The following is a 14,524-nucleotide window of genomic DNA, read 5'->3' as shown; positions in this document are numbered from 1 at the left end:
ATGCAAAAACCGCTTTACATTTTCCGCGCTGTTGTGGTATTCATACGGCCCATGCGTCCATCGCCTCCGGCGGCCGCGGCCGCTTGCCTCATCCTCTGCATGATCGCGGGACCCTCCGGCCCATCCTCGGCCCGGGCCCAGGAGGCCAAGGGCTTTGTCCCGCCGGGCCACGAGGTCCCGAACCTTGGGAACATGCATATCAAAAACCCGGGCGACCCGCATATCCGTTACAACAGCGTCCCGCCCACGTCCGGACCGCACCTTCCCTACATCGCCAAGTGGGGCGTCTCGAAGACCCCGATTCCCGACGAACTGCAGGTGCACAACCTGGAGGACGGCGGCGTGATGATCCAGTACAACTGCCGTGACTGCGACACCCTGATCGGCCGGCTCGAAGCCTTCGCGGTCAAGTACAACAAGGTGATCGTCGCGCCCTATCCCAACATGAAAACCCCCGTCGCGCTGACCGCCTGGACGCGGATCGACACCATGGACCAGCCGGACGAGGCCCGCATCGAACGGTTCATCAAGGCCTACATGGGCATCGATCACCACGTCCGAGAATAGAAGGGGAAGAGACCTCCCTTGATTCTGGCCTTCCTGAGCGGCGTTCTTTCCTTCCTTATTTTTCCCCGCTATGATTTTGAGTCCCTCGCATGGATCGCGCTCGTTCCCCTCTTCCTCGCCCTCGAAAATCAGAGCGTCCGAAAATCCTTCGGACTGGGCTGGGCGGCCGGCACGGTCTATTTTCTCGGCACGATCCACTGGGTCACGAACACGATGATCCATTACGGAAAGCTCCCGGCCGTCGTGAGCTATCCGATCCTGCTGCTGTTCGCCCTCTACCTCGGACTGTACGTCGCGGCCTTCGCCGCGCTCTTCGTTTTTCTGAAACGGCGGACGACCTTCCCGCCCGTTCTGGCCGCGCCCGCGCTCTGGGTCGCGCTGGAGCTGCTCCGGACCTACGCGCTGACCGGCTTTCCGTGGGAATTGCTGGGCTACTCCCAATACCTCTCGCTGCCGGTGATCCAGATCGCGGACACCGCGGGCGTCTACGGCGTCTCCTTCCTTATCGTCCTCGTCAACGTCGCCGTCGCCGAGGGGACGCTGGCGCTGCGCGCCCGGCGCTTCCGCACGGGCGCCTGGCGCCCCGTCGCCGCGGCCCTGGCCGCGGTGGCGCTGGTCCTGGGATACGGGGCCTGGCGCCTGGCGCAGGACCGGCTCGGACAAGCGCCGACCCTGCGGGTGGGCGCGGTCCAGGCCGACATCCCCCAGGACAAAAAATGGGACGCCGCGTTCCGCCAGGAGACGATCGACCGCTACGAACGGCTCTCCCGCGCGCTCGCCTCCCAAGCGGTCCAACTCCTCGTCTGGCCGGAAGCGGCGATGCCGTTTTTCTTCGAGGAGGACCCGGCCTTCCGTCAACAGGTGGTCGAAACGGTGCGGGCCGACGGCGTCCCGCTCCTCTTCGGCAGCCCGGCCGTCGCGACCGTCGGGAACCGGCTCCGGATGTTCAACAGCGCCTATTTTCTTTCGGCGGACGGACGGGTGCTGGGGCGCTACGACAAGATGCACCTGGTCCCCTTCGGCGAGTACGTCCCGCTTTCGAGCGTCCTGTTCTTCGTCGACAAAATGGCGGAGGGGATCGGCGACTTCCTCCCGGGCAACGATTACACCGTGATGACGCTTCCGCGGATCGATGATCCGCAAGCGGGCCCTCCCCCCAAGATCGCCGCGGTCATCTGCTTCGAAGTCATCTTCCCGGACCTCGTCCGGCAGTTCGTCAAGCAGGGCGCGCAGCTGATGACCACGATCACCAACGACGCCTGGTTCGGCGACTCGTCCGCGCCCTACCAGCATTTCTCGATGGTCGTCTTCCGGGCCGTCGAGAACCGCGTCCCCTTCGCGCGCGCGGCCAACACCGGCGTCTCCGGCTTCATCGAGCGGACCGGACGGATCCGGCTGACGAGCCCGATCTTCGTCGAGGCCGCGATCGCCGACGGCTTGAGGCTCCGGACGCAGACCACGTTCTACACGCGCTACGGCGACGTTTTCGCCTACGCCTGTGTTATAATGGCGCTGTTTATGATCTACACGGCCGTGCGAACCCGGCCCCGAGGAGAGGAGTTTTCCTATGCTTGAAGAAGAAAAGGCCCAGTTGAACCTGCTCACGGCCCGCCTGAGCGAACTTCGGGGGCATCTTTGACTTCCCGGGCATCCGGAAGCGGCTCGGGGAGATCGAGGCCCGGATGGGCGCGTCCGATTTCTGGAACGACGCCGCGTCCGCCCGCCAGACCGTCCAGGAGAAGACCCGTCTCGAGAAGACGCTGAAGAAGTGGGACGAGCTGGAGCGGGCGCGGGAAGACCTCTCGGTGCTGCTCGAGCTCTCCGAGGAACACTCGGACGCCTCGCTCCGCGCCGAAATCCAGCAGTCGCTCAAAACCTTCCAGGAAACGATCCGCCACCGGGAGGTCGAGTTGCTCCTGTCCGGCGAGAAGGACCCGAACAGCGCGATCGTCACGATCCATCCCGGCGCGGGAGGGACCGAATCGCAGGACTGGGCCCAGATGCTCTTCCGGATGTACACCCGCTGGGCCGAGCGGAACGGTTTCCAGACCGAGCTGATCGACCTGCAGCCCGGCGACGAGGCCGGGATCAAGAGCGCCTCGTTCTCGGTGATCGGCGATTACGCCTACGGCCGGCTGAAGGCCGAGGCCGGCGTCCACCGCCTGGTCCGGATCTCCCCCTTCGACGCCAACAAGCGACGCCACACCTCGTTCGCCTCGGTCTTCGTCTATCCCGACATCGAGGACGACGCCGAGTTCGAGCTGGACGAGAAGGAGATCAAGATGGAGGCCTTCCGGTCGAGCGGACCGGGCGGCCAGAACGTGAACAAGGTCTCCTCGGCCGTCCGCCTGACGCACATCCCCACCGGGATCGTCGTGGCCTGCCAGACCGAGCGGTCGCAGCACAAGAACCGCTCGATGGCGATGAAGCTGCTGCGCGCGAAGCTGTACGAGCTGGACCAGGAGAAGAAGAAAAAGGAGATGAGCTCGATCGTGGGCGAAAAAAAAGAGATCGCCTGGGGCAGCCAGATCCGCTCCTACGTCTTCCAGCCCTACCAGATGGTCAAGGACCACCGGACGAACACCGAGGTCGGAAACGTCTCGGCCGTGATGGACGGCGACCTCGACGTCTTCATCAACGCCTACCTCGTCCAGTCCATGAAGGCGGCGAAAACGACGTAAGCGCAGGCCGTCGGCCCGAAGCCGGAGGGTGAGAGAGCTGACCATGCGCTTGAGGGCATTGTTATACCCGACTACAGAAGGGGATGCAGTAACGGCTGCGTCCCCGGTCATACCTGAAACGAAAAAAGACACGAACTCCGATTAACGCATATGGTCAGCGAAAGAACCCTTCGGCGAGGGCCGGCGGCCGTGAGGCCGCGCCAGTTGACGTATCCGTCGGAAAATCAGTATAATCCGACAAATTTAAAATGAATGGGTAAGGGGGCGACGTGAGCCCCTATAACACATGGAAGATCAAAACGATCAATTTATACAGCGGCTCAAAAAAACGGACGAGCTCAAGGCGTCCGGCGTCGATCCCTTCGGCCGCCGCTTCGATCCGACCGACACGGCCGGCGCGTTGACCGAGAAATACGCCGCCGCCTCCAGGGAAACGCTGGAGGGCGGCGCGGTCGCGTGTCGTCTGGCCGGACGGATCGTCGCGCTCCGTCGTTTCGGAAAGGCGGCCTTCGCCCATGTCCAGGACGCGACCGGACGCATCCAGGTCTACTTCAAAAAAGAGGACTTGGACGGCCCGGCCGTCGCGGTGTTCGAGCGGCTCGACTTAGGCGACCTCATCGGCCTCTCCGGCCGCCTGTTCCGGACCAAGACGGAGGAGCTGACCGTCCACGTCGAAACGCTCGCGCTGCTGGCCAAGTCGCTCCGTCCCCTGCCCGAGAAATGGCACGGCCTCACGGACGTCGAGACCCGCTACCGGCAGCGCTATCTCGACCTGATCAGCAACCCCGACGTCCGCCGGGTCTTCGTCCGGCGCGGCAGGATCATCGCGGCCGTCCGCGACTTCCTGAACGAACGGGGCTTCCTCGAAGTCGAGACGCCGATGATGCAGCCGATCCCCGGCGGCGCGGCGGCGCGGCCCTTCGTCACGCACCACAACACGCTCGGGATCGACCTCTACCTGCGCATCGCGCCGGAATTGTACCTTAAGCGCCTGATCGTGGGGGGCCTCGAGCGGGTCTACGAGATCAACCGGAACTTCCGCAACGAGGGCATCTCGACCGTCCACAACCCCGAGTTCACGATGCTCGAGTTCTACCAGGCCTACGCCGATTATCAGGACCTGATGGCGATGACCGAGGCGCTGTTCGGCTTCGTGGCGACGCGGGTGCTGGGCGCGTTGAAATTCCCGTACCGGGATCACACGATCGATTTGACGCCGCCGTGGAAGCGGATCCCCTTCATGGAGGCGGTCCGCTCGGCCGTCCCCGACCCGAGCATTGTCGACGACCGGCAAAAACTGCTGGCCTTCCTTGAGTCGAACAAGATCCCCGCGAAGGGAAACGAATCGATGGGGAAGCTCCGGCAGGCGCTGTTCGAGGCCCGCGTGGAGCCCTCGCTGATCCAGCCCACGTTTGTCACGGACTACCCGACCGAGATCTCGCCGCTGGCCAAGCGGAAGGCGTCCGATCCCGAGCTGACCGACCGCTTCGAGCTCTTCATCACCGGGCTTGAGCTGGCCAACGCCTTCACGGAGCTGAACGACCCGCAGGACCAGCGGCGGCGCTTCGAGGACCAGGCGAAGAGCCGCGCGGCCGGCGACGCCGAGGCCCATCAAATGGACGAGGACTACCTCCGGGCGCTGGAGCACGGGATGCCCCCGACCGCCGGCGAGGGCGTCGGGATCGACCGCCTCGTGATGCTCCTGACCAACCAGGCCTCGATCCGGGACGTGATCTTCTTCCCGCAGCTCCGGCCCGCCCGCCTGCCCGACACGGCGGGCCCGCCGGACGGGCAGGAGAAACCGTGAACGCCCCCTACGAATTTTTCATCGGCCTGCGCTACCTCAAGGGCAAGCGGCGGAACCGGTCGATCTCGCTCAACACCTTCATCTCGATCGGCGGGGTGACGCTGGGCGTGGCCGCGCTGATCGCGACGCTGGCCGTCATGACCGGCTTCAAGGAGGACCTCCGGGACAAGATCCTCGGGACGAATTCGCACATCGTGATCTCCGACCGCACGCGCGAAACAATGACGGACTACCGCGCCGTGCTGGAGCGGGTCAAACAGATCCCGCACGTCGTCGCGGCCACGCCCTTTATCTACAACCAGGTCCTGCTGACCGCCGGCGGCAGCGTCTCCGGCGTCGTCCTGCGCGGGATCGATCCTGCGCTGGAGCCGACCGTCACCGACATCCGGAAGAACATGGTCCAGGGCTCGCTGTCGGACATCGCCAAGCCCGCGGGGAAGACCCCCGACGGCCGGCCGGTCCCGCCCGGGATCATCATCGGCAAGGAGCTGGCCGCGCGCCTCGGGACCTTCCTGGGCGACTCGATCAACGTCGTCTCGCCCACCGGGACGCCGGGGCCGCTCGGCATCATCCCGAAGATCCGGAAGTTCGAGGTGGTCGGGATCTTCGACTCGGGCATGTACGAATACGACTCGTCGCTGGCCTACATCGCGATCGGGACGGCCCAGGACTTTTTCAACCTGGGCGACGCGGTGACGGGCGTCGAGGTCAAGGTGGACGACATCTTCCGGGCCGACCGGATCGCGCGGAGCATCGAGGACGCGCTGGGCTTCCCCTACTGGGCCCGCGACTGGATGCAGCTGAACCGGAACCTCTTCTCGGCCCTCCAGCTCGAAAAGATGATGATGTTCGTCATCCTGATCCTGATCATCCTCGTCGCCTCGTTCAACATCGTCGGCACGCTCACGATGATCGTGGTCGAGAAGAGCCGCGAGATCGCGATCCTCAAGGCCATGGGCGCGACGCGGCGGGAGGTGATGCGGATCTTCATGGTGGACGGGCTCGTGATCGGCGGGGTCGGGACGGCGATCGGGATCCCGCTGGGCTATTTCGTCTGCTACCTCCTGCACGCCTTCTACACGCTGCCGAGCGACATCTACTACATCAGCCGCCTTCCGGTCACGATCCGCGCCCTCGACGTGACGCTCGTCTCGCTCTCGGCCGTGACGATCAGCTTCGTCGCGACGCTCTACCCGTCCTGGCAGGCCGCGCGGCTGAACCCGTCGGAGGCGCTGAGGTATGAGTAGCGCGAGGTTGGAGGTTGGAGGTTGGAGGAGAACGATACGTCATTCAAGTCTCTGCCTCAAACCTCAGGCCTCAATCCTCCAACCGGACCCATGAAACAATCCATGATCAAAGTCACGAACCTCACCAAGACCTTCCACATGCCCCAGCCGCTCGAGATTCTCAAGGGGATCAACCTGGAGGTATCCCGGGGCGAGATGCTCTGCATCGTCGGGGCGTCGGGCGTCGGGAAGAGCACCCTGCTTCACCTGCTGGGCGGGCTGGACCGGCCGACGGCGGGAACGGTCGAGTTCGACGGGGAGAACCTGTTCGCGTTCAACGACAATCAGCTCGCCGCCTTCCGGAACCGCCGGATCGGCTTCGTCTTCCAGTTCCATCATCTTCTTCCGGAATTCACGGCGCTCGAGAACACGATGATGCCGGCCCTGATCCAGGGCCGGAAGCGGACGCAGGCCGCGAAGGAGGCGGCCGCGCTCCTCGACGCGGTCGGCCTCGGCGGGCGGCTTTCGCACCGGCCGGGGGAGCTGTCCGGCGGCGAGCAGCAGCGCGTCGCGGTCGCGCGGGCGCTGATCTTGGAGCCCGGCCTCGTCCTGGCCGACGAGCCGACCGGCAACCTCGACAGCCACACCTCCGACGAGGTCTTCGCGCTGATGCGGGGCCTCAACAAACAGCTCGGCCATACCTTCGTCCTCGTCACCCACAACGAAAAGCTCTCGGCCCAGGCCGACCGCATCGTCCGGATGGTCGACGGAAAAATCGTGGAAGAATAGCTACACAGCGAGCAAGGCGAGCGAGAGGGGGAGGACCTCGACGAGCCCGGTCGAGTCGCTCCATACGGCTCGGCGGGTGGAGGGGGCGACGCAAGCCCCTATGATAGACGGAAAAATCGAAAGCAACTGATTCCGTCCCCTGCCGGCGGTCCCCGCCCTTCGCTTGACGCACGAGTCGCAGCTATCATACTCCTTTCTGAATAGCCGATCGTTCAACGACCTTGCGTTTGATTTCCGTTGATTGGATTGGAAATGGATTTTCTATGGAGGCTCCGGCGTGCCTCTGCGCTCAGGGCGGGGACCGCCGGCGTGGCAGGCGGAGGCCCGAAGCCGGAGGGTGAGAGAGCCGACCATGCGCTCGAGCACGCTGATATTCCCGACTACTCAAAGGGGATGCGGTAACGGCCGCGTCCCCGGACATACCTAAAACGATAAAAGACACGATCTCCTGTCGACGCTTATGGTCGGCGAATGAATCCTTCGGCGAGGGTCGGCGGCGCCAGTCCCAGCATCGACCGGACGGCCGCGCCGAGAAAACCCTTGTTCAGGACCGAGCGGATGACCGGGCCGTGCCAGTCGAAGCGGACCTTCCGCTCGATCATCGGCAGCACGCCCTCGATCCGCGCGAGGTCGAAGAGACGGTCCACCTGCCGGTCCGAAAGCTCCGAATAGAACTCCCGCAACAGCAGGCCCAGCCGGAGCTCGGCCCCGAGCCGCTCCCGCCATCGACGGTCGTAGGGCGCGAGCGCCGCGCGCGAAAGGTCCCCCGCGCGAAAGGCCCCGATCGCGACACGGGCCGCCGTCTCGGCGCAGAGCAGGCCGTAGTAGATGCCGCCCTGCGTCGTCGTCTTCACCTGGCCGGCCGCCTCGCCGACGACCATCAGCCGGTCCGCGACCGTTTCATCGAGCGTCCCGACCGGAATGGGGCAGGCCTCGATCGCCGCGGGTTCGCCCGCCGCCGCCCGGTGCGGGCGGACGTCGGGCCGGTTCAGGATCCGCCGGAGATAGCCCGGGGCCTGCCGGTCCGTGACGACGCCGATGCGGGCGAGGCCGTCCCCGATCGGAACCGACCAGCCGAAACCCCTCGGGGCGAAGCGCGAGCCGAGATAGATCCCGGCGGAGCCCTGATCCCGGAACGGCATCAGCGCCTGCGCCGCCTGGATGCGTTCGCGCGGGCCGCCGAAGCCGCAGCGCCGGACGAGGCCGGACCCGAAGCCGGTCGCCAGCACGCAGAGCCGCGCCCGGAGCTCGCGCGACTCGCCGTCGCGGCGCCACTCCAGCCGCACGCCCTCCGGCCCGGCCCGGACGTCCCTCACCCGGCTTCCGGTCCGAAGCTCGGCCCCCGCCCGGACGGCCCGCCGGGCCAGCCCCGCGTCGAATTTTTTGCGGCTGACGATCGTCGCCAGCGGGCCGTCGGCGTCGTAATCGACGACCTTCCCGGAGGGCGAGTGAAAACGGACGCGCTGCAGGGCGCCGACCGTCGCCTCGGCCGGAAGATCGAAGCGCTCGTAGGCCTCGCGACCGATGATGCCGCTGCAGATCACGCCCTCGCCCGCCTCGGCGTGCTCCTCCAGCAGCAGAACATCCAGCCCCTCCTCGGCCAGGCACCGGGCCATGTACGAGCCGGCCGGCCCCGCCCCCACGATGACGACGTCGCGCATCACGCTTCCTCCACCCAATGGGCCGCTATCTTATCCGCCCCTATGTGCGGCGTCAAGCGGCCGACGGCGCTCAGGCCGCCGACCCTTGCCGATGGATTCTTTCGCCGACCATAAGCGTCCACGGGTGATTGAGTCTTGTACCGGTTTACGGATGTTCGGGGATGCCGCGTCCGCTTTTGTGCATCGAGCAACGGCCTCAAACTTTTTTCCCCTTCGCCTCCCACCGGCCCCGGAAAGTGATTAAGAACGAGAGCGCGATGAGTTTAAGATCGAGTCCGAACGAGCGGGACCGGACATAGAGAAGGTCGTAGCGCAGCTTTTGCCGGCGCGTCGCGTTCCTCGGCGCGTAGACCTGCGCCGGCCCCGTCAGCCCCGGCCGGACGCGATGCCGCAGGTGAAAATTGGGAATATCATTAAACATGCCGGCTTGAGGCCGGAGGTTAGAGGCTCGAGGCAAAAGCGTATCGCCTCTTTTGTCTGTTGCCTCCAACCTCAAACCTCGATCCTCCAACGTTTTCCCTCCCGCCTCGATTTCAAGCGGCCTCAAGGCCCTCGGCCCGACGAAGCTCATGTCCCCGCGGAAGATGTTCCAGAGCTGCGGCAGCTCGTCCATCGCGGTGGCCCGAAGGACACGGCCGACGCGCGTCACCCTCGGATCGTTATAGGCCGCCTGGACCGGGCCGCTTCCGGCCTCGGCGTCGGGGATCATCGAGCGGAACTTGAGCGCCGTAAAGATCCGCCCGTCGCGGCCGACCCGCTCCTGGGGGTGGAAGACCGGCCCGCCGTCCTGTCCCTTCACAAGACATGCAATCACCGCCCAGAGCGGCGCCGAGGCGACAAGTCCGACGCCGGACAGGCCGAGGTCCAGGGCCCGTTTCAGACGCGAGGCCGGGCGGACGTTTTCGATCAGGCCGACCAGCGCGAGTCCGAAGCCCCGCGTGGCGTCCGGCCGGTCGAAGCGCGACTCGAAAACTTTCCGCGCCCGCTCGCCGAAAAGCCGCCGCCGCTCCGGCTGACGGTAGAGATCCAGCACTGCGCGGCAAAAAGCGTCGACGTCCCCCTCCGCGATCACATAGCCGCATTCCGCCTCCTCGACGACCCGGGCCGCCTCGCTCCCGGCGGGGCCGATATAAAGGACGGGCCGTCCGGCCGCGAGCGCGCCGTAGAGCTTGCTCGGGACGATCGCCCCCTCCAAGCCCGGCCGGAGCGTCACCAGATGGAGATCGCCCGCGCAAAGGCTTTGGGCGAGGTCCGCTTCATCCTGAAAGGGCATGAGGACGATGTTCGTCCGCCCCGACGAGCGCTGCTCAAGCATCCGCCGTTGTTTTCCGCCGCCGATGAAGACAAAGACGATGTCGTCGTAGGCTTTCAAGCGCGCGGCCGCGCCCAAGACGGTCTCGAAGGGATGGGCCAATCCCATGTTGCCGGAATAAAGAATAATGAATTTGTCCCGGAGGCCGTGCTTCTCCAAGAAGCGGTTGGCCTCGGGGAGGACCGGACGGACGCGCTCCCCGTCGGCCCAGTTGGGCCGCACGCGGATCCTTTCGGGATCGACGCCGCGGCTTCGAATAAGATCGGACATGCGCTCGCCGACCGCGATCACGCCGTCGGACGACCGGAGGGCCCGGCCGGAAAGGATCTTCAAAAACCACGCGAACGCGGAACGCTCCCGGAGAATCCCCAGACGGATCGCAACCTCCGGATAGACGTCCTGGCACCAGCAGACGTAGGGCGAGCCTTTCAGACGGCGCAGCACCGGGCCCAGCGCGAAAACCAGCGGGGGATCGCTCAGGAAAACGACGGCGTCCTGCCTCGGAAGCCGGAGGGCGCGGATCAGAACCCGCGGATAAAACGACAAACTGTTCAAGACCCAGCGCCGGACGGCGCGGCGGTCGAACCGCAGGGCCCGGACGCGACGGACCCGGACGCCGTCAAGCGTTTCCTTTCCGGGATAGCGGACGGCCGCGTCCCGCGTGTCGGCGTCGCTCGCGATCACCGTGACGCGATGGCCTGAGCGCGCGAGATCGGTCGCGAGGTCCGTCAGCATCCGGCTCGTCCCCGACGGGTCGGGAGAGTAATAACGATTGATGAAAAGGATTTTCATCGGTTATGTTTGAGGTTCCTTCCCTCCAACCTTCTCTACAAGAAAATTCCCCATGACCAAAACGTCCATCTTCGTCCTCAAGAAACAATCCACCGCTTCCGAGGGGCCGCGGACGATCGGCTCGTTTTCGTTGAAGGAGGTGTTCAGCACGAGCGGCACGCCGGTGAGGCTTGCGAAGGCCCGGATCAGCTTCCAATAACGCGGATCGGCCGCGCGGTCCACCGTCTGGAGCCGGCCGGTCCCGTCCGCGTGCGTCACGGCCGGGATGAGGGAGCGCTTCTCTTTTTTGACCGGGAAGACCTTCAGCATGAAGGGATCGGGCTCGCTCTTCTCGAACCAGTCGCCGACGGCTTCGAGCAGGATCGACGGCGCGAAGGGACGGAAGGGCTCGCGCCGCTTGATCCGCGCGTTTAACACGTCCTTCATATCGGCGCGGCGCGGGTCGGCCACTATGCTTCGATGGCCCAGCGCCCTCGGGCCCCACTCCATGCGGCCCTGAAACCATCCGACGACCTTCCCGTCCGCGATCGCTTGCGCCGTCCTTCGGCAAAGCTCGTCCTCGTCGGGAATTTCGACCCTGCTCGCCGTAGGTTTGAGGTTTGAGGCTTGAGGCAAGGACTTGACCGGCGTCGCTTCCTTCTCCGACCTCCAAGCTTCCGCCTCCAACGCTCTTCGTAAGCTTTCGCCGTCGAAAGACGGCCCCCAAAACGCGTGGTCCATCACGAAGGAGCGCGGCCGGTCCGAGAGCCGGTGGTACAGATAAAAGGCCGCGCCGATCGCGGTGCCGGCATCCCCGGGGGCGGGCGGGACGTAGATTTTCTCAAACGGCGTCCGGTCGGTGATCTTCCCGTTCGCGACGCTGTTCATCGCGCAGCCGCCGGACAGACAGAGCGTCCGGAGCTTATGGACTTCATGGAGTTTGTTGAGGAGGGTGAAATAAACCTCCTCGAAGACGGCCTGCAGGGAGGACGCGATGTTCTCGTGCCGCTTCGTGATCGCCTCGTCCGGCTTCCGCGCCGGGCCGAGCAGGCACTCCCAGCGGTCCGAATAGAGCGGCCCGACCGCCGGCGAACCGCCGTCCCAGGTCATCGAAACGCCTTCGGATGGATGGCGAAAGTAGCCAAGGTCAAGCTCGAAGGTCCCGTCTTTTTTAAGCCGGATGATTTTGCGGAGGGCATCCACGAACTCCGGCTCGCCGAAGGCCGCGAGGCCCATCACCTTGTACTCGTCGCCGTAGTTTGGAAAACCCAGATACTGCGTCGCCGCGGTGTAGAAAAATCCGAGCGAATGCGGGAATAAGATTTGGCCTCCGACCTCCAATCTCCCGCCTTCCCCCAGCCCCCACATCGCGCTGGTATAGTCCCCCAGGGCGTCGATCGAAATCACCGCGGCCCGGTCGAAGGGCGAGACCAGGAAGCCGCTCGCCATGTGCGCGCGGTGGTGTTCGATATAATGAACCTTCGCCCTAATCCCTATCCCTTTATCCCCTAATCCCTCTTCACCCTTCACCCCTAACGCCTCACTCAAGACCCCTTTGACGTCTTTCACCCGCGACCGATTTTTCATCCGGTCCGCGAGATAGGCCCATTTCGGCCGGTGGCCCAGCGCGAAGAGGGCCTTCCGAAAGAAATGCGCCTTCGGATCGCGCGAGACCGCGACATGGTCCACGTCATGGATCGTGACGCCGGCCTCGGACAGGCAATAGCGGATCGCCTCCGATGGATGCCCGGCCCAGTGCTTGATCCGCCGGAAGCGCTCCTCCTCCGCGGCCGCGACGAGCTTGCCGTCCACGACGATCGCCGCGGCGGCGTCGGCGTGATAGGCGTTGATGCCGAGAATAATCATGTTGGAGGTCCGAGGTTGGAGGTTGGAGGCCTTACGTTGGAAACTCCTCGCAAAGAATTTCTGAGCCCGTTGATCTTCCCATCAATCATTTCACAACGCCCTCTCAACTCTTTGCAATCTTCTTCATGAAACAATTTTCTTCTTCTGGCAATATTTTGCGATATGGATGTCACGGCCCCTTCCAATTGAGAAACCAATCGCAGATGTCTATCGGCAGGAAGCCGCTCTATTAACGAAAAAACCCTGTCAGCATGATCAACCGCCATCCGCCGGACGTCCAGTTTTTCAAACGGGAAAATAAACGAGTTCATGTCCTTCCTTCCCCTCCAACCTTTAGCCTCAGACCTCCATCACCCGCCTCCCCCCTCCGACCTCTAACGCTTCACTAACTCCTCAATCGCCTGCTCTATCAACTTCAGCATCGGACTCTGCGGTCTTCTGCCTTCGCCCTCCGACTTTCCTTTCTCTTCATTCCGCCTCCAACCTCCATCCTCCAACCTCTGACGCTTCATCGCCTCCTCAATCGCTCTCGTCAAATCCTCCGGTTCATATGCCGGGACGACGCGCCCTTCCTCCGCCAGGGCCTTCACGATTTCAAGCTGATGATCGTCCACAACCTCGCCGTATTTTTTTTGACGGGGCATGACCACCGGGATTTTCCCGGCCCGGAGCGCATGCCACAGCGTCCCCGCCCCGGTGTGGGAGATGATCAGATCGGCTTCATGGATTTTGGTTTCAAACGCATCCATGCTGAGGAAGGCTTCGTGCTTGCAGTGGGAGGGACGAAAGCCCGGATTGTTTCCGGACTGAATGAAGACGGTCTCCTTCCCGAATGCGCCATCTCCCGCCATGCGATCGACCGCGTCCAGGAGACGCCGGAATCCCTGCGTCGCGTTTCCGACCGTCACGAAGATCACGGCAGAAGCCCTCCGTACGTCGCCTTCGGAAAGTAGCGCTCGAGCGGCTTCCATTGGTAGAAGAAGCGGGCCGCAAGATAGTACATGATCCGGCCCGTCAGGGAGGGTTTGGACACCCTTGCAAAGGTCTCTATATATAATGATGCAACCCCCATTATATTGCCGGAAATGGCAAAAGGAACCGCAGGACCGGCCCCGGCGCTTAAGATCAAACCGGGTCGTTCCTTCCTCAAAATCCGCCAGGCCTCCCATAAATTCACCAATAACCCCCAGTCCCGTTCCGAATGGCGGATGAAATATGTTTTGCCCTCCATGTCCTTCGGAAGCAATACACGGTCGTTCAGCACATAGAAATGCTCATAGCGCTCATACACCGGCTTGAGCGCCCGCACTTCCGTCAAATGACCACCACATGAGGAGACGATGCAGATTTTATTCGACTTAGTATTTGTGCTCCTCATTTTTCAAAGCGTCCGAAGATATTTGACCTTAAACCCTGCAAGCCGTCATATCGATTTACAATCCTTTCATACGCAACACCGATCCGGAACGCGCCCGGATTAAACACCAGATAACTCGGCTCGGCCTCGACAAACTTCATCTCGACAAGTCTGAAGCCCGCGGAGCGCGCGCCGTCCGATATCTGTTTCCCGCTGTTAAGACGATAGTACGTCGGATACGGTTCATGCGCATCGGAAGCCAATCCACGCGCGCGGTTGGCCACGCGCTCATGAAACCAATGCGGCGTCATTCGGCCGACGAACGAAACGTAATGGTATTTATTCGGCGTCCGAAAGAAGAAAGATGCACCCGGCTTTAGAACACGGTTCACTTCTTTTAGAAAACCCTTTGGATCTTCAACGTGCTCCATCACATAGTCCGCCCATGCAAGGTCAAAGTACTCATCGCCGAACGGGAATTTATTTT

13 protein-coding genes are annotated in these 14,524 nt (G+C 63.6%); 6 read left to right on the top strand and 7 right to left on the bottom strand.

Going from position 1 to position 14,524, the window contains the following annotated elements:
• The 6 genes from VLY20_12330 (at position 1) to VLY20_12305 (ending at position 7,070) form a co-directional block, all read left to right on the top strand.
• On the top strand, positions 1 to 567 hold the full coding sequence (locus VLY20_12330; GenBank protein HUK57434.1) for a DUF3105 domain-containing protein: 567 nt from the start codon (positions 1 to 3) through the stop codon (positions 565 to 567).
• Positions 568 to 585: 18 nt separating this feature from the next.
• Positions 586 to 2,142 carry an apolipoprotein N-acyltransferase gene (gene lnt / locus VLY20_12325; GenBank protein HUK57433.1) on the top strand — a complete coding sequence of 519 codons (1,557 nt, stop codon included), beginning with the start codon at positions 586 to 588 and terminating at the stop codon, positions 2,140 to 2,142.
• Positions 2,135 to 3,248 (top strand): peptide chain release factor 2 gene (gene prfB, locus VLY20_12320; GenBank protein ID HUK57432.1). Its coding sequence is split into 2 segments (ribosomal slippage): positions 2,135 to 2,203 and positions 2,205 to 3,248, totalling 1,113 coding nucleotides; the frame shifts between segments, so codons are not numbered across the junction. Before lnt ends, prfB begins: the two co-directional genes overlap by 8 nt.
• Before the next feature lie 286 nt (positions 3,249 to 3,534).
• Complete coding sequence (gene lysS, locus VLY20_12315; GenBank protein ID HUK57431.1) at positions 3,535 to 5,055, top strand: lysine--tRNA ligase; 1,521 nt, start codon at positions 3,535 to 3,537, stop codon at positions 5,053 to 5,055.
• Positions 5,052 to 6,302: a lipoprotein-releasing ABC transporter permease subunit gene (locus VLY20_12310; protein HUK57430.1), complete on the top strand. Its 1,251-nt coding sequence runs from the start codon at positions 5,052 to 5,054 to the stop codon at positions 6,300 to 6,302. Before lysS ends, VLY20_12310 begins: the two co-directional genes overlap by 4 nt.
• A gap of 90 nt (positions 6,303 to 6,392) precedes the next feature.
• On the top strand, positions 6,393 to 7,070 hold the full coding sequence (locus VLY20_12305) for an ABC transporter ATP-binding protein (GenBank protein ID HUK57429.1): 678 nt from the start codon (positions 6,393 to 6,395) through the stop codon (positions 7,068 to 7,070).
• Between the two features lie 458 nt (positions 7,071 to 7,528).
• Here VLY20_12305 and VLY20_12300 read toward each other — a convergent pair whose 3' ends face one another.
• The 7 genes from VLY20_12300 to VLY20_12270 all read right to left on the bottom strand — a co-directional run.
• Complete coding sequence (locus tag VLY20_12300) at positions 7,529 to 8,731, bottom strand: NAD(P)/FAD-dependent oxidoreductase (protein HUK57428.1); 1,203 nt, start codon at positions 8,729 to 8,731, stop codon at positions 7,529 to 7,531.
• 196 nt (positions 8,732 to 8,927) lie between these two features.
• Positions 8,928 to 10,835 (bottom strand): sugar transferase, encoded by a 1,908-nt coding sequence (locus VLY20_12295; GenBank protein ID HUK57427.1) that lies wholly within the window; start codon positions 10,833 to 10,835, stop codon positions 8,928 to 8,930.
• Positions 10,836 to 10,838: 3 nt separating this feature from the next.
• Positions 10,839 to 12,680 (bottom strand): carbamoyltransferase C-terminal domain-containing protein, encoded by a 1,842-nt coding sequence (locus tag VLY20_12290; protein ID HUK57426.1) that lies wholly within the window; start codon positions 12,678 to 12,680, stop codon positions 10,839 to 10,841.
• Complete coding sequence (locus tag VLY20_12285) at positions 12,677 to 12,991, bottom strand: four helix bundle protein (protein ID HUK57425.1); 315 nt, start codon at positions 12,989 to 12,991, stop codon at positions 12,677 to 12,679. Before VLY20_12285 ends, VLY20_12290 begins: the two co-directional genes overlap by 4 nt.
• 63 nt (positions 12,992 to 13,054) lie before the next feature.
• The gene (locus tag VLY20_12280) at positions 13,055 to 13,597 is read right to left on the bottom strand and encodes a glycosyltransferase (protein ID HUK57424.1); all 543 of its coding nucleotides are present in this window, start codon (positions 13,595 to 13,597) and stop codon (positions 13,055 to 13,057) included.
• A complete protein-coding gene (gene pssD, locus VLY20_12275; GenBank protein ID HUK57423.1) occupies positions 13,594 to 14,058 on the bottom strand; it encodes a PssD/Cps14F family polysaccharide biosynthesis glycosyltransferase in 465 nt (154 codons plus the stop codon). The genes VLY20_12280 and pssD overlap by 4 nt, the downstream gene beginning before the upstream one ends.
• Positions 14,055 to 14,524 (bottom strand): methyltransferase domain-containing protein (locus VLY20_12270; protein ID HUK57422.1); only part of this gene is annotated, 470 nt, incomplete at its 5' end. The genes VLY20_12270 and pssD, both read right to left, overlap by 4 nt.

The organism is Nitrospiria bacterium, from assembly GCA_035517655.1.
Lineage (GTDB): Bacteria > Nitrospirota > Nitrospiria > JACQBZ01 > JACQBZ01 > JACQBZ01.
Note: the sequence above shows the minus strand (reverse complement) of the source record. Positions and strands in the feature narration are given on the sequence as shown.